A 20,253-nucleotide genomic window follows, 5' to 3' on the forward strand; every position below is an offset into this window, starting at 1 on the left:
AAGCTTGTGCCGTTGGGGTCGCAGCACTTTGCTCTTCGGCTTTTTTAACTGGCATGGCCGCTTGCCATAAAGCGCCCACCCATAAACTTTGACTCTGACTCATCATCATCTCCTTTGTGTTAACAAATTCAAAGTATTCCATGGTGAATAATTAGTAAAATGAATAAATACTATCAAATGGATGCCTTTTAGGAATGAACATTTCAATTAAGAATCTACAATACTTTCTCACCTTAGTGGAGAGTGCTAATTTCACTAAGGCCGCCGAAAAGAGCTTCATAACTCAACCAACTTTAAGCAAAATTATTCAACGACTTGAAGATAATTTAGGTGAGAAATTACTGCACAGAAATAATCAAAAAGTGGAGTTAACTCAAGCGGGACAATTGCTGGAACAAAGCGCACGAGAAATCGTCGGCCAATGGCATAGATTGCAAGAAGAGATAAATAATTTAAGTGGCTTAAAATCAGGGCGATTGCGCTTGGGCGTTTGCCCCATGATGAGCAGTTTGTTGATCGGCATGCTGACCGAGTTTCGCCAACGTTATCCGGGAGTCGAGCTACAAATGCAAGAATATGGTGGCGGCCTAAGCTGTGAGCAGGCGTTATTAAGCAACAGTCTGGATATCGGTTTTACCGCACTGCCCGTTAGCCACGATAACGAATTAACTCATTATGATTTGACCCGTTATCCCTTAATGGCCTGTTTACCCGAAGGTCACCCACTCTGTGATCATTCTCAAATCAGTTGGCAAGATTTTGAGCCCTTCCCATTTATCTTATATAACCAGCAATTTTCACTGAACAAGCTCATTAGTCGAAGCAGTGAAGCCGCTGGAGTTAAACTCAATATTGCCTTTCGCAGTGGCCAGTGGGACTTTCTCGCGACCATGGTCGAAGCTAATATGGGCGTGGCACTGCTGCCGGAGCCAATTTGTCAGCGACTCTCAAGCAGCAAACTAATTTTTAAACCCGTAGAGCCAAGCTTGACCTGGGACTTGGCGCTGATCTGGCGTAAAGACCTACCGCTAACCCCAGCGGCAAACGCGCTAGTGTTACTCAGCCAAGAAAGCCAAACCTATACCTGAATAAGCAGGCTAAACCGGGTCTTGATGGACTATCACTTCCACGTGTTCAAACAGTGCCCGGACTCGTGCTTCTGCGGCATCGGCAATGGCGTGGGCTTCGACTAAGGGTAATCGTCCATCGAGCTCTAAATGACACTGCACGAAAGTGGTCTTGCCCGATTCTCGGGTTCGCAGATCATGAAAACCGTTAATACGAGGATCTTGTTCTAAGGCCTCGACAATTTTTAGTTTGGTATTGGCGTCTAGCTCTCTATCGAGCAGGGACTGCACCGAACGATAACCTAAATCGATAGCCTGCTGACCAATAAACAACGCAATAAGCACAGCAAATAAGCCATCGGCCCACCACCAGCCATATTGCGACAATAGCAGAGCTAACAACACCGCGGCATTTAGAAGTAAGTCGGATTTATAGTGCAGTGAATCGGCTTCAACCACTGTACTAGAGGTTTCTGCTAACGCCCGCTTTTGCAGCATGACTAATGCAAAGGTCAACACGATGGCTATGGCAGAAACAATCACGCCTACCATGGCATGGTTAACCGGGGTAGGATTGATTAACCGATCTCCGCCATGAAATAGCAGCAAGAAGGCGGAGCCCATAATAAATGCCGACTGCGCCAAGGCGGCTAGCGGTTCAGCCTTGCCATGACCATAACGATGATCATGATCCGCTGGTACTATGGCATAACGAATCGCAATAAAATTAACCACTGAGGCTAAGGCATCGGCGAAGGAGTCTGTGAGCGAAGCCAACATACTGGCGGAACCGGAATACATCCAGGCCGCCAGTTTGATGGCGATCAGGGTAAATGCGGTAGCCACTGCGGCGCGGCTGGCCAATTTCACCCAAAAATCATATCGGGAAGTGTTTGTCATAAGGCCATATTACTACTAATAAAAGTAGGGGAAGAAATATGACCCTAATTGTAACTCAGTTGAATCTTATGGGCGATCTCCTTTACGTTCTCCACGCTTTTCACGCTTGCCAAAGTTCTCTTTAAACTTAGCTTGCTGCTCTGGGGTCAACAGCTTGTAGATCTCACGATGGACCTTGATCATCTCAAGAGCACCTTGCTCACGCTTAGCTTGTCGTTGTTGCATCGCTTGCTTTGCTTTTGCTTCATCGAACTTATCAGCGGTCACATACTCAAGCATTTGCGCTTTACGCGCCTGGCGGTCTTCTTTCGATGGACGCTGATCTTTACGGGCTTCACGGTGTTGTTCCATCAAGGCTTTGATATCCGCTTGCTGTTTCTCCGTCAGTTCTAAGTCACGGAACATATGACGCATATGACCTGGAGCGCCACGTTGCTCACCGTGTTTCGCCTTGCCATGAAATCCATCACCATGCTCACAAGCATAAACGGCTGGTGCCATTAATGCGGCTGAAGTGACTAAAGCCAGTAATCCTGATTTTAACCTTGTCTTATTCATAATATGCCTCTTTCGCTATTAGCTAGTCGTCGGTAACGGTTAGCTCTTCAGTTGAGCCTCAAGTTGATATTCAGTTTATACCCTGCAACGTAATCCTGAGTGATGGCTAGGTAAACCTCTGTAAAGTTTGCACATACATCGTCAAGCTAGCCTTTGAGATAGGCTTTACGTAGACTTACACTCATAGACTGCAATTGACATCGAAACAGGTATACTCAAGCAGTTACAGAAGCATTAAAGGCACAAAATGAATCAAATACTGTTAATCGACGATGACTTAGGACTAGCAGAGTTGCTAGCACAGTTACTTGAGCTGGAAGGATTCAACTTAACCTTGGCGCATGATGGGCAAACAGGCCTTAACTTGGCTCTCGAAAAAGATTTCAATCTGATCTTACTCGATGTGATGCTGCCTAAGCTCAACGGTTTCGAAGTGTTAAAAGCACTGCGTAATAAGAAGCAAACGCCTGTGTTGATGCTTACTGCCCGTGGTGACGAGATTGACCGTGTCGTTGGTCTTGAAATTGGTGCCGACGATTATCTGCCTAAGCCTTTTAACGATCGCGAATTAGTGGCGCGTATCAAGGCAATCATTCGCCGTACCGGTCAGCACAACGATGAGCAGCAGCCTGGCATTATCGAATTTGCAGACATAAAACTCGACCCTAGTCGCCAAGAGGTGATCTGCCAAGATCAGCTACTTATTCTAACTGGCACCGAATTCGGCCTGCTTTATTACATGCTTCAACACAGCGGCGAAGTACTCAGTAAAGATAGCCTTAGCGAAAATGTACTAGGTAAAAAGCTGATGCCTTTCGATCGCAGCTTAGACATGCATTTATCCAACCTACGTAAAAAACTGCCAGAGCGGATCGATGGCCGTCCACGAGTCAAAACCCTGCGTGGCAAAGGCTATATCTGGTTAACCTAATGAAACTCAGTAGTCTTCCTAATCGTATTTTTATTAAATTACTGCTCAGCTTTTGGCTCTGCAGTAGTTTAATTATCGCCATTGTCGGTATTTTGCCGATACTGCAAGAACACCATGACAACGCCAAAATAGAACCGCAACTACTTAAGGTGTTGGAGCAGGCAGCGGTATATATCCAACAGCGACCAGAGCTAGTCGAGTACAACCCTAATCGTCAGCAATTTCACCGCCTCAAAGATATGGAAAATAAGCCAGTGCGCTTCTATCTGCTCAATGATAAAGGTGAAGTGCTCAATACTGACCGTATCGCACGCCCCATGAGGCGCTTCATGCTGCTGGCAGAGGATGCAGGCCATCCTATCAGTCATCATTTTAGACATGAGATCTTGTTTGGTCCCCACGAATTTGAGGTTCAAGGCAAAAAATACAGCCTTTATGGCCGTCTTGGTGAGATGCATCCTAAACCTTGGTTCTTTTTCTTTGCCGAAAATATCGTACTGACCCTCGTCTTTGCGATTATCTTGTCAGGGTTGTTATGCGGTATTCTCGCTTGGCATTTGGGTAAGCCTTTGTATTCATTAAAGCGCAGCGTAGAAGCGGTTGCCCGCGGTGAACTTAATCACCGTGCCGATCGATACACCACAGAGCGCAAAGATGAAATTGGTCAACTGGCGATTGCCTTCAATGCCATGGCCGACTCAATTGAATCTATGGTCTGCAACCAGCAGCGATTGATCAGTGGTGTGTCTCACGAACTGAGAACACCGCTGACGCGGCTACAATTATCGCTCGCGCTAGCACGTAAGAAGGGGCAAAGTTCCACCGAAATGGAGCGAATCGGTTACGAAGCCGAGCAATTAGAAACGATGATCAGCGAGCTATTGGAGTTATCTCGCTCTAAGCTGCATCTACATGAAGTCAAACATACACTGTCTGTTAGCGAAACCTTGGGCCAAGTGCTCGATGACGCCGAGTTTGAAGCCGAACAGATGCAAAAGCAGTTAATCATAGATATCGATGAACAACTCAGCTTCCCACTGGCACCGAGACCCTTAGCCAGAGCCATCGAAAATTTACTACGTAATGCGATCCGCTATGCAAAGCAACATATCTGCATTCGTGCACAGATGATGAGTGACCACTTACTGATTGAAGTGACCGACGATGGTCCGGGTATCGAAAACGAAAGTGACCTGGAAGATATCTTCAATCCGTTTTATCGCCCACAAACGGCGAGGGAACGTGAATCTGGTGGTTGGGGATTAGGATTAGCCATAGCCAAAGCCGCGATTGATTCTCACTATGGCACTATTGAGGCAAGTAACGTCAAGCCTCACGGACTTAAGGTGTCGATTAAACTGCCCTTCTAGCTCAAAATCAGCTGAGCAAATACAAAAATGCCAACCTGAGGTTGGCATTTTTATTGGGCGATAAAATCGCGAGCTACTGCGAAGTTTGAACGCTGGGCTAGAAATAGTAACCGAAGTTAATATTCACGCGTTTATCCCAACCATCATAAACTTCAGGCAGTCCCACATGATTGGTCGAGCGGGTAGATGCATACATGTTCTTACCCATGATGAAATCAACCATGGTGTACATAGGACCAGATGAGATAGCCGCGCCAGTGATATTTTGATAACTGGTGTCGAAGCTTTCATCATCAACATCTGGCGTTACAATCCCTAAATCATTATAGAATTTGATATTGCCCCAGGTGAAATCCACCGTTTTAGTCAAGTTAACGCTGTAAGCCTGCGCTTTTGAAGCAATCTCATACTGCCAAGCATACACAGACATGGCAATCTTGTTACTATCGATAGCATCTGCAGCGTCATATTCGTATTGCATCACCTGCAATTGCAGCCCCCAACCTTCATAGGTGCTATCCATACTCAGCGCCACACCGTAACGGTCACCATTATTGCCGGTATTGCTGTTATAGATCTGACCCACCATAGCCGATGCACCAAATAGAGTTCGGCCGCCTTCATAGGTCAATTCATAGGTTTGGCGAATATTGAATGAGTTGGTTTCTTCGTTGTAATAGTCGGTACCATTGACATTACCACTATAAATATCTGTCGCGTAACGTTCGTTGCGTGATGCACCGTATTCGGCATTCTTAAATACCGCTATTTCTGTGCCCCAAGCGCCGCTGGAATAGACACCTTTGACACCCAAGTCATAATCATCTTCAAAACCAAGATAGTAAGGCACACCAAACCAGTAGCTGTTTGATGCAAAACCTGGATTACCGAATGGCACTTGAGTCACACCCAGTTGAATTTGCCACTCAGGGTTCACATCATAGTAACCATAACCATAACGCAGCATGTTCCAACCATCTAAGAAGCGATACTCACTGGCGATACCCCAATCACCCAGCTTACCGTTGAACTTAATCGCCGCCATATCGAAAGTGAAATCACCCAACTTATCTTTCGAGGCTTCATCATAGTCTTTGTAACCATAATTGACTCTGAGAGTACCAGAGATATCGATACCATCTTCACTAGCTTCTGCCTGAGCAAAAGATGTAACTAGCGAAGTCGGCGCTAATAGAACCAAGGGAAGAATTTTAAAAATTTTCATCATACAACCAATTTTTGTTGAGTATAGATTGACATCTATATCGAAGAATTTGTTGATTTACATCGGGATATTAAGCCGAGCTAAATCAATTCAGCGCAGTTTTTTAACATTGTAAAAAAGCACGTAAACAGGAGTTGCAACATAAGTGCATTAAGCCATTAGGCTCTTGATGGACAGTTTTACAGCGACTTTAACACTTAGGCAGAAATCCAAACCTAAGTTAATAAGATTAGTCTAAAACTGCGTTTTTCTCTTAAAATCAACATTGACGTTCACAGCAGTACACATCTCTGTATAACGTCTGTCATGGAAAGTAAGAGAAAACATAAACACTGCAACCTAGCAGCAACATATTATGCGACCTAGGATTTGGCACAGCAATTAAGAGGGGGAATCTAGGTGCTATTTTGCGATCAAGTGCAAATTATCACAACAAAACAAATAATTAGATATCTATTTATATCAAACTAGTCTACCGCTATAAAATCAGCAATTTCAGTAATATTGCCAAACAAATAAGGTTTCAGTCATACCTATAATAAAGTTACATCACTAAGTAATTTTAGACTATTGATAACCCAGCCAAGCTCCGCACTACCTCTGCGTGTACTCGGCGGTAAAGCGGATCACTAACCTTTCAGCAGTGGGCAATACCCGCTATAATTCCAGCTCATTTTTTCAAGGTACGTCAGCATGTTCCATATCGCCCTTTATGAACCCGAAATCGCTCCAAATACAGGTAACATTATTCGTTTATGTGCCAACAACGGCTGTCAGTTACATCTTATTGAGCCACTAGGGTTTGATCTGGAAGAGAAAAAATTGCGCCGTGCCGGACTCGACTATGCCGACCTGACAAGGGTGACACGTCATAAGGACTTTCCCAGCTTCCTCGAAGCTATGCAAGGCAAACGCATCATGGCCTGCACCACTAAGGGCAGTCGTCCCCATAGCGAATTGAGCTTTGCTAAAGATGATGTGTTGTTATTTGGCCCTGAGACTCGTGGACTACCGATAGAAATTATCGAATCCCTCCCCACCAGCCAGCGCCTGCGTATTCCTATGGCTGAAAGTAGCCGTAGCCTCAACCTGTCAAATGCGGTGGCAATTATAAGCTATGAAGCCTGGCGCCAAATTGGCTACCAAGGAGCTTTATGACCCTTCTTGCTTAGGCGATAAAAACAAAAAGGCCGCTGCAAACATTCGCTTGCAGCGGCCTTTTAATTAATCGAGCCTATTACTGACCGAAACCAACGGCCTCGATTTCAACTTGTTTCACTTCTCCGTATTGCGCAGCAATATCACCTATCTTGGCGGCATTACCAATCAACACATATTGCAGGTTATCTTTCGGGAAGTAACTGCTAATTAAGCGCTGAGTATCGGCCAAGGTTAAACCGTCAACTTGAGACTGAAAGTTATTAATAAAGCTGTCATCGAAACCATATAGATACATATCAGATAACAACTCGGCTAGCTGACCATTAGTTTCAAACTTAGGAGGGAACTGGCCTTTGACATAGGCTTTGGCCGAATTCAGCGTTGCCTGATCTATGCCCTTTTCAAACAATCGACCATAAGTTTTTAATGCCAGATCAATCGCTTCTTTCGTGGTGTCACTCTTGGTAAAGGTACTGATCCTAAATACACCACCTTGAGAATAAGCACTAAAACCAGAACGCGCACCGTAAGTCAGACCCGCATTGACTCTGAGTTCGTCATTCAGCCAAGAGGTAAAACGACCGCCTAAAATAGTATTCACCACTTGTAAACCCACATAGTCAGGGTTATCACGTGCAATCCCCTTACCACCAATCAAAAAGGTGGTTTCGATAGCGTCACCTTTATTGACCAATAGCACTCGACTGCGACTCAGCTCAGGCTGTTCTTTATCTAGGGCTAAGCCTTGAATCTCCTCACTGTTTTTCCAGCCAGCAAATAGCTGCTCTAGCTTGGCTTTCATCTGTCCGGAGTCGAAATCCCCCACTATGGAGATCGAACTGTTATTAGGCTGATAAAAGCTCTTATGGAAGGCACGTAGCTGCGAGTTAGTCATCTCTTCTAATGAGCTACGAGTTCCCGAGCTAGGATTGCCGTAGGGATGCTGACCAAAAACCAGCTTATCAAAATAACGGCCAATCACATTACGTGGGCTTTCTTTCGCTTGAGCTAATCCCGCCATTTCACGCTGCCGTAACTTATCAAATTCGGCGGCATCGAAATCGGGAGAGACCAATAAATCGCGAACCAGTGGCAGCATCTTATCGACATCTTTCGCCATAAAGTCGGCGCCCACATAGCTACCCTCTTTACCCGCATCGGCTTGAATCGAAGCGCCGAGGAAGTCAACCATCTGCTCAATATCAGACTTAGTTTTACCGTTAGCCCCCAGTAGCAGACCTTGTGCTGTCATCGACGCGACACCCGCAGTGGTATCGTTAACGGCACCGGCACGCACCACTGCATTAACCGTGATCAGCGGCACTTCTTTTTGTGGCATCAAGTACACATTAAGCCCATTAGCAAGCTGATAATGCTCGTAACCAGGGACCTTAAAACTGCCGGTATCGACACTAGTAGCTTTCTGAGTTTGAGCACAACCTGACAATAAGGCTGCCGTACTCATTAACACAACCGAGGCCAACTTAGTCCAAGTTCTTGGGGTTCGAATTAATAACTGCTTCATTCGTCACTCTCCTCTGTAGCCGCCAGAACTGCAACGGTGCGATTGGCGCGACGTAAATAGGTTTGCGCGACCCGCTGAATATCTTCAGCTGTCACCTTGTTATAAGCTTCGGGTGCATTAAACAACTTGTCATAGCTACCAAAATAGAGTTCGTAAGTACCTATGGTATTGGCCTTGCCATTGATGGTTTCCATGGTGCGATAGAAACTCATTAGCTTAAAGTTTTTCACTTTTTCCAGCTCTTGCTGGCTTACTCCTTCGCGGGCAATACGATTGACTTCGGCAATCATGCCTTTTTCAAGTTCAACCGCAGTAATACCAGGATTAGCCACCCCCATGATATAAAACAAATTAGGATCAAAGCTCATTGGCATATAGGTTTCGACATTAATCGCGACCTGCTTTTCGACTAAGCCTTGGTATAAACGTGAGCTATTACCAGTACTAAGGATCGATGACAACAGATCCAGCGCGTAATAATCATCATTTGAAGTCGCTGGCACATGATAAGCCAGCATCACATTCGGCGTGCTGACCGATGCTTTTTGAACATAGACTCGACGTTCGCCCTTTTGCAGCGGCTCTACGGTTTTCACTTCACGCGGTGGGGCCTGAGCAGGGATAGGCGCAAAATACTTGTTAGCAAGCGCTTTCACTTGGCTAACTTTAACATCGCCCGCAATCACCACCACGGCGTTGTTCGGCGCATAATAGGTCTTATGATATTGCACTAAATCATCTAAGGTCCAAGCGGCAATATCTGACTCATGACCTATCACTGACCAGCTATAAGGGTGTGCTCTAAAGGCCGCCCCTTTAATCTCTTCTTGAAGCGTGCGCCAGTTTGAGTTTTCAAGCCCGGTAGTACGCTCTGATGCGACCACACCACGCTCACTCTCAACCATTTTGGCGTTAATATCGAGATGGGCAATTCGGTCGGCTTCTAGATCAAACATGGTTTCCAGCGCATTAGCAGGGAACCAGTCGGTATATACAGTCACGTTTTCGGTGGTATAGGCATTGTTTGCGCCACCAGCGGCTTCCATGGTGCGGTCGAACATCTTAGGGCCGTATTTTTTCGAGCCATTAAACATCATGTGTTCGAAGAAATGTGAGATCCCTGTAATGCCCGGAACTTCGTTACGTGAACCCACTTTCCAAAACAGATACATATTGGCGTTGGGGATAGATGAGTCCTCCAACACCATGATCTTCATACCATTATCAAGCGTAAAGCTATTAATATCTTCCGCCTGAGTAGCCTGTGCCGTCATGGAGGTTAATAACACTCCCGTCGACAAACACAGTGCGATTATCTTGCGCATCATCCGTCGTTCCCTCTTAGTGAGCAGATATAAATAGTGGCATTAATTAGCTGAGTTAACCGTCAACAAAGCCACCTAAACCAGACTATAAGAGGGGAATTCACCATAAAGATCAAGTGGATTATGCCAATTTAACCTCAGCATAATTGTAACCGATTGCAATGAACGCTAGACGATCAACGCTAAATCGGCATCACTGGGAAAATGCCAGGATTGCCAAGGTGAGGAATAGAGAGGCCTAGGTGCGGGTAAAAAACACCACATCCTTGTCGATCACTTCAAGCTGCCACTGAAAATGATCGGCTATCCATTGAAAAGTGTCGATACTGTAAAAACGGATATGGGTCTGGTCACTCTTATAATGCCAGCGAGCAAAAGCGGCCTCATCGAGCACTCTTTTGGTCATTATGGCCAACACACCTTGGGGTTTCAGCATGCCATGTAACTGTTGCAATAGCGATTGTGCATCGCCCACATGCTCAATCACTTCTGTCATAGTGATAAAGTCATACTGTCGCTGCAATAACGCTGGACGATGGAAGTAATACAGATCGTAATTATCCATTTTCAGCCCCTGCTCTGCCGCCATCACACTGATGGTCGGTCCGGGGCCACAACCAAAATCTAACCCCTGCATTTCAGGTGTTAAACGTTCTGACAATGGTAACCAGGTACGGCCTAAGAAACGACGATAGCCCATATCTTCGCTGTTGTTTTGATGATGATCGTAGAAGGCTTTTTCGTCGGCAGCACTAAGCAGATATTCATCAGGCACCGACACTAACTTACATTGGCCACAAATCAGATAGGCACGCTGTTCATCTTGATGAAACGGTGACAGCTGTTGGCTACGACATAAAGGACAGGAGTTCAAAAGGCTTCCTATGATTAACTCAGGCTCGATTGGGCTGCCACACTAGCGTTATCATCGCCAAAAATCCACAATCATCGCCCACAGTTTTAAGGTTTAGGGATTTTACGTTCTTTGGCTGCCGCTTCTTTTGCCTCACGTAAGTATTTCTCTTCACGGCTCTCGCGCTGGTTAAATTGCTGCTGCGCCTTTTTAAGTTGCTCCTCTTCCCAGCCCGAAGTCTGCTGCTTCAGAAGTTCCTGATCTCGACTCTCGGTCGCCTGTGCCGCCTGACGCGCTTTTTCTAATTGCTCTTGCTCGGTCTTTTGCGAGATAGCTTCGGCGGCATCGGCCTTTTGCAACAAGGTTTTATGTTCTTTCGCGCCGCTACTAAAGGTTAACAGACTACAAACTAGCCCACTCAGTAACAGGCTAAGTCGATAAAATTTGCGATTCATGGTTCCCTCTCATGTTCGGCAATAGCAATACAAACGGCTTGTGATCAAATACTAGCATCACTGAAAAATCACTGCGGTGCAAATAACAGAGGAAGAAAACGAGTTAGAGCCGAAGAGGAAAGATAAATTAAAGCAGAACCGATAGCAGTGCCAGCTTGCTCACAGCGGTACTGACTCCCTGCAAGGACAGTACACTGGCACAACTACCAGATCACTTGTGCCCAAGTGACGGCCATATTAGACCCCATTTTGATCGCCAATATCGTGATCTAGCCCCTACACTGATCTTCCACTACTGATATAGGTCACAAGTTTTATAAAACTATTTTTGGCTTAAATATCGTTGCCTTACTACGCTGGGCATAGCGGTTAAATGCTGTTCAACCAAGGCGGATAATGCATCAGTTAAAGGTGACACATCGCTATTGGGTTCGAGTGCTTTTATCGCCATCGCGGCCGCTTCGAGAGTCGATAAACTATCTGCACGCTTGGCCTTGCGTATGGTGTAATTCGAAGGTGCATCTACATTCAGATGTACCGCCTGATATTCTAATAACCAAGGATTAAGTTGTAGCAATTTATAGGCTTTGCGCCAGGTACCATCAAGCAGTAATACAATCACTTCTGCAGGCAATGGCAACTCATTGATATTCTGGCTTTGTTCACTGGGGTACAAGAGCAAAATGGGTTTACTTTGCCGTTTTAAGTAGGCTTGCAACTGGGTAAAATCCGCTGGGGTTTCGCCAACCACCACCTGTAACTTATCGCACACCGCTTGCATCAACTTAACGCTGTTTTTTGCCTGTTTAACTTCACTGGGGTCTTGCAACACGATCAATTCGACTCGAGTTGCCAGCGGCCGTAGCTGAGCACACAGGCAGGCCGTTTGCGGATAATGGCATTTAGGACAAATTGGACGACTCAAAACATGGCTCAAAAAGTGAGTGGATTATCGACTATTGTACACCAATTCCCGCTTTACCCTCTAATACCAATCAGCATAAGAAAGTGATCTACTCAGCCTGTTTTTTGGCAACTAATGTGACAGTTGCATTGCAGTCCATAAACAAAAAAGCCTGCATTAAGGTCAATTAATACAGGCAAAGGGTGGATCAAATTTGATTTAATGAGCGTGCTGCTCTTGATGCCAATGATCGAAACGGCTCAGCATCATAATTAACAGTAACAGCGTGGCTAAACCGCCCATCACCAATGCCACTGCATCTGGCGCTAACAGGTCAGTTTGCTGCACTAACGCAGCGATTAATGAAGCGCCACTCATCTGAATAAAGCCCAGCATTGCGGTTGCGGTTCCGGCACGTTCACCAAAGGCAGATAATGCCATGCTGGTTGCAGGGCCTAATAACAAGGCAAAGCCAATACACAGCAGCATCATGGGTAACATAAAGCTAAAGGCGGCGGCTAATCCGTTTTGTGGCCCAAGCCATTGCACCAAGACTTGCAATAAAGCCGACACTAACAAGGCACCTAACGCCAAAATCACCGTTGGACGATTACCTAAGCGGTTGATCACTACCGGCGCAGCAAAACAAGCGATAATATTGACCACGGCATTAAGCCCAAACAGGCCACTAAAAGCCAGCTCAGACACACCAATTCGATCAATAAGCCAAACCGGAGAATAGGAAACATAACAGAGTATCGCAGCCATGCCTGACATACAGGCGATGGCATAGAACATAAAGTGCGGCTCAGTTAATACTGGCTTGTAACGCGCCCAGCGATAAAGCGGCCCTGAAGTCACTGTGTTCTGAGGACGTGTCTCGGGTAGACGATAGCCAACAATCAGCATGATCACTACGGCGTAGAACATCATAAAAATAAAGGTAGAACGCCAACCAAACTGTAGGGCTAACAAACCACCTAATGTCGGTGCCAGTGCAGGGATCACACAGATCACGCCATTAAGATAACTGTAGTAACGCGCACCTTCTTTAGGGGTGAAGCAGTCGCGCACCGCGCTAAACACCACAATAGAGGTCGAGCAAGCCGCGAGGCCTTGCAACACTCTGGCAAACTGTAGCCATTGAAACTCCATTGCCACTGCCGCCATTAAGCTGCTGGCGATATAGAGCAATACACCACCCAACGCCACGGGACGACGGCCATAACGGTCGGCAAGTGGACCAATTAAGATCTGACCAACCCCCATGGCAAACAAGAACAACACTAATGTCGATTGCACCTGGCTAGATGACACGGCAAATTCGGCTGCCATAGTTGGCAGAGAAGGCAGGTAAATATCGATTGCCAATGGGCTAAGCACCACCATCAACATCAGGATAGGTAACAAATTGCGACGCATGAGTTCTCTTTTAAATTCATTAATTAAACTAACAGCAGTAGGCTTATTTTAGATAAGCAATGTTATGAACAGAAATGGTATAATTTCAAAAGCGAATTTCCCCTGAGGAATATCTTATGAATCTAGACAATCTGGCTCGCATCGATCTAAACCTGCTGGTGATATTACAAGTGCTATTAGAAGAGTGTAGCGTAACCCGTGCCGCCAACCGTCTGCACCTCAGCCAATCGGCACTGAGTAAGAGCCTTAATCGTCTACGGGACACCTTGGGCGATCCCTTATTTATCCGTACTGCTCATGGCTTAAAACCCACTGCTCATGCGGCGCAATTAGGGCAGCAGTTACCTAGCATGTTGCAGGGACTTTATCAGCTAACGCAGCCACCACAGTTTATACCAGCCGAAAGCCACAGACAGTTCTCATTCGCCATGGTGGAAAGTGCCTACGAAACCCTCATTCCCTACTTCATCGGCCCGCTGCTTGATAACGCACCTAATCTGCGGCTAGACTCCTATCTGTGGACCGAGGCCTCTATTGCAGGCTTGCAACAAGGGCAGATAGATTTCGGCATCACTGGCCGTGATATGCATCCACAATCTGATTTGATCATCGACCGTCTGCCCGAAGGTATAGCGCATCAAACTCTATTTACCGATCATCAAGTCTGCTTGGTTCGCCAGCAACATCCATTGCTTGACCATATCCAAGCGGGACATTGGGATCTTGAGCTCTATCTGAGCATGTCTCATGTGCAGGTGCGCTGCGAAGGCAACGAATGGTGGGCGTTGGATTATCATCTGGCAAACTTGGGGCATCGACGTCACTTGAGTACCACAGTGCCTGACTTCTACGGCGCCGCCAGCGTATGCGCCCATAGCGACCTGATTTTCACCTTGCCATCGAGCTTCGCTAGTCACGCGCAGAAACTGTATTCCTTAGTCGAACTGCCCATGCCGATCCCCTTTTCTACTCTAGCCTATGTGCTGCTATGGCATGAACGTAATCACGACGAACCGGGACATAAATGGATTAGGGAAACCATCTGTAAGAGTGTTGCCCAAGCCTTCGACCGTACAGAGCGACTCGATTCAGTTTAGAGTCAGTTATTATGATGACCGATAAATCGATTTATAAGTCATGGTAAAGATTAAGCCGAATTAACGTGAATTATTGCTATTTTTTAGGCAGAATCGAGTCTTAGCAAGTACAGGAGACATTATGATTTATCATCAATTTCAACAGCGCCCATTTCAGAGTCGTTTTTCGGGTGGTAGAGGTTGGCTGACATTTGCTATTGGATTACTTGTGATGACATTGGCCTTGCTAGCGCTTCCCTTTGTTATTCTTTTTGGTGCAATTAGTTTTATCTGTTTGAGCCTATTTGGACGCGTATTCTTGAAGCGTCAGCTGGCAAAATTCCGTCAGCAAACTCAAGCACAACAAGAGTTCCAGCCTCAGCCAAGCCATAAACAGGCGAATCGTTTTTTTAACGATACGCCTTTTGCACGCCAGTCGGCTCCCCGTCAGGGACGCACCTTCGAGCATGATCCCAACGCCTAAGCGGCACTAAACATTAAGCACAAAAAAGGCCTTACGATGTAAGGCCTTTTTTAATTCATTCTGTCTTATACCAATCGCAGTCATTACCTGATCATTCTGGCTAGTTAATATCGCCAATAACCGTGTTGTAAATTTTGCAATTAGAATATTTACTGCAATTTACGCCTTATTCTCGACAATTTTTCCTGCGCCCTTTTCTGTTACAAACGGGCTGTTCACTAATTTACTTTGATTGGTATTAAATCGGTTCTGCCAATAGCTCTTGGGCGCGATTCAATGCGGTGATTTCATCAGGGTTGTCGGTAACCTCAAGCACCTTCTCTATCTGTAACACCAAGGATTGCCACAAGGGTGCAATGACTTCTAGCTCACGCTCATTGCCTCGCTGACGCGCCATTTTTAATAATGCTGCCGAACCCACCACATCGATACGACCCAAGATACCGTCAGCTAAGGCAATACTCAGCTCAATCATCGCTGGGACACTATGACCATACTTAACCACTTCACGCAGATAATGCTCAGCCACGGTAAAGTCATTACCTAAAGCATTTTCATTATTAAGCATATATTGGGCGCGATTGAGCATGGCATCCAGCTGGCCTTGTTCTGCCGCCTCAGCCATCCATTGTTCGCTGGCTAAAGGATCGGCTTTACAGCCTTCGCCACGCGCCAACATCAACGCCAAATGATATTGCGCATGGGGGAACCCAGCCTGAGCCGCAGAAGAAATATAATGATAAGCCTGAACATAATCGGCCTGCTGATAAAACAACACGCCAAGGTTCGCCATCGCCTCAGATTGCTCTAATGCTGCCGCGGCCTGCAAGTAATGCAGTGCATCGCGTTGGCTGACTTCGATATGCTCGCCACCGACCAGGTAGAAATAACCCAGCAGCGCCATCGCATTCGCGACTCCGGCCTTGGCGGCGCTGATTATCGCATTTTCACCCGCGGTTCTGTCACTCTCACCGCTATAGCCGTGCAATAGACTCACGCCGTGTTCATGCATGGCATCGGCAGAGAAAGGCGCTGCCTGAGCAAACCAATGCGCAGCCTGTTTAAAGCTCTCATCACTTTGATTAACGACGGTTTGCTGCTCATTAACGTCATCGGCAAGGGCTTGCTCTTGCTCTCGCTGCATTAACGCCCGCGTCTTGAGTGACATCCCCACCAAATATTGCGCCTGATGATCATTGTCCATCACCGCGCGATAACAGAGATCGCGTCCGGCAATAGAATCGAACGGCTCAAATTGATAATCCGGCACATCAAGCTGATGCAAAGTAGGGAAAAGATCGGCAACCAGCTTAGATAAACGCTCGATAGAACGTTCGGCTAAATCTTGCAACGCCTCTGCGGTTAGGTGATATTTTTCGGGATGTGCGCCACGATTGCCATCGCCACGAAGTCGATGCAAAGCCCGGGTGATACGCACATTAATCACCTTTTCGCGATTAAGGGTCTCGATACGATCATACAGATTAGGGCTGTCGAAAATCACATGTTGTGATTTAGCCAACCGCTCGGTGAGCTTATGGGTAAAACTACGGATATGTAAAAGCGCTTGTGTCGGAACATCACGTACATAGCTCTTAGCTACACGATAATCTTCACCAAGCTCTGGCGAAAACTGTGTTACCAACTGAGTATCTGTTAACACTATTTCGACTCCACAAACGCCTTAGAAACCAATTAACAACAACTTAGCTTATGCGCGCTCTTCAACTTTTGAACGAGTGACCATATAAAGACGAAATAAAGCGACATTAATAAACAAGCCAAAGAACGCCACTAACACCTCTACAATCAGCACAACTGGCAAGCCAACATTCTGTGCTAACGCAGATAAGCTACCGCCCACCAAAGACAATGGAATATAGAGTAGTAGCACCATCAAGGTTTTAAAGGCGATAGGACGACTGAATGTAAAGCTACCTTTAATCGCCTGAAGCGGTGTTAGGCGCTCAACTACCACCATAAAGTTAACGTAGGCCAAGCGAGAAAACAGATAGATACTGATAGCCATTCCGACCAATAATAGCGGCCCTAAGGTACCTAATATCATGGTTGGCGCGATGATCGCCATTCCCGAAAATACACCAGCCAGTAATAAGCCAGGAACAAAATTTAGGCTGGTTTTTAATAGCATGCCTGTTGAAGGCTCGTGCCCATGAGAGCGAACTTCCATAAACAGTGTTAAGGCCGCGATCAACAGCGAAAACACCAATAGTAATGCCATCATGGCGACCATGTGTGAGGCGCCAAATTGCGGGTTTTCGAGATCGGCGTTACGGATCTCCATCCCAAGCCACAACTGAATACCAACTTGAATAAACAAAAGCGGTACAGTCAAAATAGCTAACTGACTAATATGATTGCGAAAGAAGTTATATGCTTCGGTCAAAATCGCAGATAATGACATAGGTCTTTCCATTAGATAATTATAAACCAACCAGTAAGTCAGACAGGATACCGAAATTTCAATTTCAATGCACAACTGATGTCTAAAAATAGATACAAAATCTTGTACGACTTACGCTAATATAGGCGTTAGATTTGGACAAATTAACCATAGGATGGAACAAGATGAAATTATCCACTGTTATTCCTGCTGTATTGGCAACATTATTGCTCAATATCGCTCCCGCTTCTGCAGGCTGGCTCGACGCAATCACAGATAAAACCACCACAGAAACCAAGGCAACAGCTACAGCTTCAGACAACCAAAGCAGCGACTTGGTGAGTTCTGTGATGTCACAATTAGGATTAAATGAAACCCAAGCCGAAGGTGGATTAGGCAGCCTGTTTACCCTGGCAAAATCGACGTTAGGCAATGACAGCTTTGCCCCTATCGCCGACGCGGTTCCTGGTATGGACAGCTTATTGAGTGCGGCTCCGGCGACTGATTCGAGTTCTGGTATGTCAGGGCTATTATCTAAGGCCGGTGACTTAGGCTCATCACTTCAAGGTGGCGCTCAGGTATACGATTCTTTTGAAAAGCTTGGCATCTCAAAAGAACTAGCCCAACCTATGGTAGATATAGTCAAAGGTTATTTAGATACTCATGCTGGTGACGGCACCACAGACCTGTTGATGCAAGGGCTTGGCGCAATAATGTAAGCGATTGATGAACAAGAGTTCATTTAAACTAGGTGAACTCTTGTTAGCCAGCTGGCTCTAACTATTATCAATAATGACAAATAAGGATGAGCTATGCTGGCACAATTAAAACAATTTTTGACCTCTCAGACTCAAACCATCTCACCTGAAGAACAAGAAAGGCAACTGCACCTCGCCGCAATAAGTCTGCTTATCGAAGTCGTTTATGCCGATGAAACCTTAGATGATGCTGAAGCCCAACTATTGCCGAGCGTGATCACCTCTGAACTGAATATCGATGCAAATGAGGCGTCAGCCTTAATCGAAGAGGCGAAAAACGCCCAGAGGCAATCCACCTCTCTGTATGAATTCACTAATGAGATCAACGCACAGTTTAATGTTGAACAAAAACAACAGCTGATATTAGCTATGTGGAAACTGGCTTATGCCGATGGTCAACTCTGCCGCTATGAAGACCAAATCATTCGCCGTACGGCCGAACTCTTGTACCTCAAACACAGTGAACTGATCCAAATGCGTAATGCCGCAATCTCTAGTTAAACGGCTCGATTAAAGCATTTCACCTTCGGCCAATAACGCCTTTTTTTGCAAATAATATTGCTGCCAAGCCAACATAGGCGCGACAAGTAATACTAGGCTAATGGCATATAACATGCTCCAGCCAAGGCCTACCGCCATCATGGCACAAAACAGTACGCCACAAGCAACTAATCCCCAATAACGCTTACCTAACAGCTTGGCGGCGGCCAACATGGCGGCAAGATAAATCAATACAAACACCCCATTAGTCCAGGCTATAAGGTGTTCCAACTGCTGACCCGAGAGATAGGTCAACACGATAACCAATGCCATCGACAGCAATACCACCACTAGGGCTCTAACGGGAACATGATGCTGGTTCAGTTTATCAAAGTAGCGCGGTAACACTCCTTCTCGGCTGAAACTCCAAATCAACCTTGCCACACTGGCGGTATAAACATTAACGGTAGATAAGCCACCAGCAATACCCAAAATGCCTATCACTTGTGCGCCATGGCCGCCGAGTAAGGTATCGAATGCCGCCACCATAGCTAAACCATCTGTCGCTGGAACAAACAGTAATAACAAGGTGCAAGCGATATAAACCATGCCCACCAATACGGTGCCAATCATCATCGAGGCCAACATATCTTTGCGAGGGTCTTTAAAGTCATTAGCCAGATGGGTCATTGCCTCGATACCCAGAAAACTCCAAAACGCGATACCCGCTGCGGCCATGATTAAGCTGACATCAAGCGGGGTATTTTCAGCGGCAAACTCCAACTGTGCTAAATTCCCGCCACCAGCACCAAACATCAGCACCACTACAGAAACAATGGCCAGCGTCAACGCAAACTGCAGCTTGGCGGACACTTGTATGCCCTGAAAATTGAGCAGCAATAATAAGAGTAATAGCCCAAGTTCGGTTAACACTTGCATCCAGCCCGATAGCACGACCAGTTCATTGATAAACTGAAAGGTCATCAAAATCGCCGCCGGAGCACCAAGAGGGATCACCAATAAAAAGATTAGTCCTATGGTGCGCCCCGCAGTGCGACCAAAGGCTTTTTCAACAAAGTAAGCTGGACCTGCGGCATGGGGTAATACACTCGCCAGACGCCCAAACACCAAAGCGACCGGGAGAATCGCTAAGGTCAGCACAATCCAAGCCACTAAGGCACCGCTACCTGCCAATGTGATGGTCATTTGCGGCAAAATAAACACCCCAGTGCCCAACAGGGTTGTCGCCATCAATCCTGCACCTTGCCAGCGCCCAATACTGCCTTGAATTTGGTTCATCTCTGCTCGACTTGTCATCCGCCTGAGGCGTACTGCTCATTAATAGCGGCTATCTT

20 protein-coding genes are annotated in these 20,253 nt (G+C 46.2%); 8 read left to right on the plus strand and 12 right to left on the minus strand.

What is annotated here, in order from left to right; all coding sequences use genetic code 11:
• Positions 1-194: 194 nt before the first annotated feature.
• A complete protein-coding gene (locus L1D21_RS13085) occupies positions 195-1,088 on the plus strand; it encodes a LysR family transcriptional regulator (RefSeq protein ID WP_239845714.1) in 894 nt (297 codons plus the stop codon).
• Between the two features lie 9 nt (positions 1,089-1,097).
• Here L1D21_RS13085 and L1D21_RS13090 read toward each other — a convergent pair whose 3' ends face one another.
• The gene (locus L1D21_RS13090; RefSeq protein WP_239845715.1) at positions 1,098-1,967 is read right to left on the minus strand and encodes a cation diffusion facilitator family transporter; all 870 of its coding nucleotides are present in this window, start codon (positions 1,965-1,967) and stop codon (positions 1,098-1,100) included.
• Between the two features lie 66 nt (positions 1,968-2,033).
• A complete protein-coding gene (locus L1D21_RS13095; protein ID WP_239845716.1) occupies positions 2,034-2,525 on the minus strand; it encodes a Spy/CpxP family protein refolding chaperone in 492 nt (163 codons plus the stop codon).
• 247 nt (positions 2,526-2,772) lie between these two features.
• Here L1D21_RS13095 and L1D21_RS13100 point away from each other — a divergent pair, with 247 nt between their 5' ends.
• Both L1D21_RS13100 and L1D21_RS13105 read left to right on the plus strand, forming a co-directional pair.
• Positions 2,773-3,456, plus strand: coding sequence for a response regulator (locus L1D21_RS13100; protein ID WP_239845717.1), 684 nt, complete (start codon positions 2,773-2,775; stop codon positions 3,454-3,456).
• Entirely contained in the window at positions 3,456-4,826 is a 1,371-nt protein-coding gene (locus tag L1D21_RS13105; protein ID WP_239845718.1) for an ATP-binding protein, read from the plus strand. The genes L1D21_RS13100 and L1D21_RS13105 overlap by 1 nt, the downstream gene beginning before the upstream one ends.
• A 97-nt stretch (positions 4,827-4,923) precedes the next feature.
• On the opposite strand, the gene L1D21_RS13110 is transcribed toward L1D21_RS13105, so the two are convergent.
• Positions 4,924-6,051: a hypothetical protein gene (locus tag L1D21_RS13110; RefSeq protein WP_239845719.1), complete on the minus strand. Its 1,128-nt coding sequence runs from the start codon at positions 6,049-6,051 to the stop codon at positions 4,924-4,926.
• A gap of 693 nt (positions 6,052-6,744) precedes the next feature.
• On the opposite strand from L1D21_RS13110, the gene trmL reads away from it, so the two are divergent.
• On the plus strand, positions 6,745-7,209 hold the full coding sequence (gene trmL, locus L1D21_RS13115) for a tRNA (uridine(34)/cytosine(34)/5-carboxymethylaminomethyluridine(34)-2'-O)-methyltransferase TrmL (RefSeq protein WP_239845720.1): 465 nt from the start codon (positions 6,745-6,747) through the stop codon (positions 7,207-7,209).
• Between the two features lie 79 nt (positions 7,210-7,288).
• Here trmL and L1D21_RS13120 read toward each other — a convergent pair whose 3' ends face one another.
• The 6 genes from L1D21_RS13120 to L1D21_RS13145 form a co-directional block, all read right to left on the minus strand.
• Entirely contained in the window at positions 7,289-8,737 is a 1,449-nt protein-coding gene (locus tag L1D21_RS13120) for a pitrilysin family protein (RefSeq protein ID WP_239845721.1), read from the minus strand.
• Positions 8,734-10,065: a pitrilysin family protein gene (locus tag L1D21_RS13125; protein WP_239845722.1), complete on the minus strand. Its 1,332-nt coding sequence runs from the start codon at positions 10,063-10,065 to the stop codon at positions 8,734-8,736. The genes L1D21_RS13120 and L1D21_RS13125 overlap by 4 nt, the downstream gene beginning before the upstream one ends.
• 235 nt (positions 10,066-10,300) lie before the next feature.
• Positions 10,301-10,936: a class I SAM-dependent methyltransferase gene (locus tag L1D21_RS13130; RefSeq protein ID WP_239845723.1), complete on the minus strand. Its 636-nt coding sequence runs from the start codon at positions 10,934-10,936 to the stop codon at positions 10,301-10,303.
• 86 nt (positions 10,937-11,022) lie between these two features.
• Positions 11,023-11,370 (minus strand): hypothetical protein, encoded by a 348-nt coding sequence (locus L1D21_RS13135; protein WP_239845724.1) that lies wholly within the window; start codon positions 11,368-11,370, stop codon positions 11,023-11,025.
• Positions 11,371-11,692: 322 nt separating this feature from the next.
• The gene (locus L1D21_RS13140; RefSeq protein WP_239845725.1) at positions 11,693-12,295 is read right to left on the minus strand and encodes a tRNA-uridine aminocarboxypropyltransferase; all 603 of its coding nucleotides are present in this window, start codon (positions 12,293-12,295) and stop codon (positions 11,693-11,695) included.
• A gap of 198 nt (positions 12,296-12,493) precedes the next feature.
• Positions 12,494-13,696 carry a multidrug effflux MFS transporter gene (locus L1D21_RS13145; RefSeq protein ID WP_239845726.1) on the minus strand — a complete coding sequence of 401 codons (1,203 nt, stop codon included), beginning with the start codon at positions 13,694-13,696 and terminating at the stop codon, positions 12,494-12,496.
• Positions 13,697-13,812: 116 nt separating this feature from the next.
• Here L1D21_RS13145 and L1D21_RS13150 point away from each other — a divergent pair, with 116 nt between their 5' ends.
• Positions 13,813-14,793, plus strand: coding sequence for a LysR family transcriptional regulator (locus tag L1D21_RS13150; RefSeq protein WP_239845727.1), 981 nt, complete (start codon positions 13,813-13,815; stop codon positions 14,791-14,793).
• A 121-nt stretch (positions 14,794-14,914) separates the two neighbouring features.
• Positions 14,915-15,256: a hypothetical protein gene (locus tag L1D21_RS13155; protein WP_239845728.1), complete on the plus strand. Its 342-nt coding sequence runs from the start codon at positions 14,915-14,917 to the stop codon at positions 15,254-15,256.
• 238 nt (positions 15,257-15,494) lie between these two features.
• Here the strand turns inward: L1D21_RS13155 and L1D21_RS13160 are convergent, their stop codons facing one another.
• Together L1D21_RS13160 and L1D21_RS13165 are read right to left on the minus strand one after the other, a co-directional pair.
• A complete protein-coding gene (locus L1D21_RS13160; RefSeq protein ID WP_239845729.1) occupies positions 15,495-16,919 on the minus strand; it encodes a DUF4145 domain-containing protein in 1,425 nt (474 codons plus the stop codon).
• 48 nt (positions 16,920-16,967) lie between these two features.
• The gene (locus L1D21_RS13165; RefSeq protein WP_239845730.1) at positions 16,968-17,681 is read right to left on the minus strand and encodes a hypothetical protein; all 714 of its coding nucleotides are present in this window, start codon (positions 17,679-17,681) and stop codon (positions 16,968-16,970) included.
• A 164-nt stretch (positions 17,682-17,845) separates the two neighbouring features.
• Here L1D21_RS13165 and L1D21_RS13170 point away from each other — a divergent pair, with 164 nt between their 5' ends.
• Complete coding sequence (locus tag L1D21_RS13170) at positions 17,846-18,379, plus strand: DUF2780 domain-containing protein (protein WP_239845731.1); 534 nt, start codon at positions 17,846-17,848, stop codon at positions 18,377-18,379.
• A gap of 93 nt (positions 18,380-18,472) precedes the next feature.
• Positions 18,473-18,919, plus strand: coding sequence for a TerB family tellurite resistance protein (locus tag L1D21_RS13175; RefSeq protein ID WP_239845732.1), 447 nt, complete (start codon positions 18,473-18,475; stop codon positions 18,917-18,919).
• Between the two features lie 9 nt (positions 18,920-18,928).
• On the opposite strand, the gene yjeH is transcribed toward L1D21_RS13175, so the two are convergent.
• Entirely contained in the window at positions 18,929-20,197 is a 1,269-nt protein-coding gene (gene yjeH, locus L1D21_RS13180) for an L-methionine/branched-chain amino acid transporter (RefSeq protein WP_239845733.1), read from the minus strand.
• Positions 20,198-20,253: the final 56 nt, after the last annotated feature.

This window comes from Shewanella sp. Isolate11 (assembly GCF_022398315.1).
Taxonomy (GTDB): Bacteria; Pseudomonadota; Gammaproteobacteria; order Enterobacterales; family Shewanellaceae; genus Shewanella.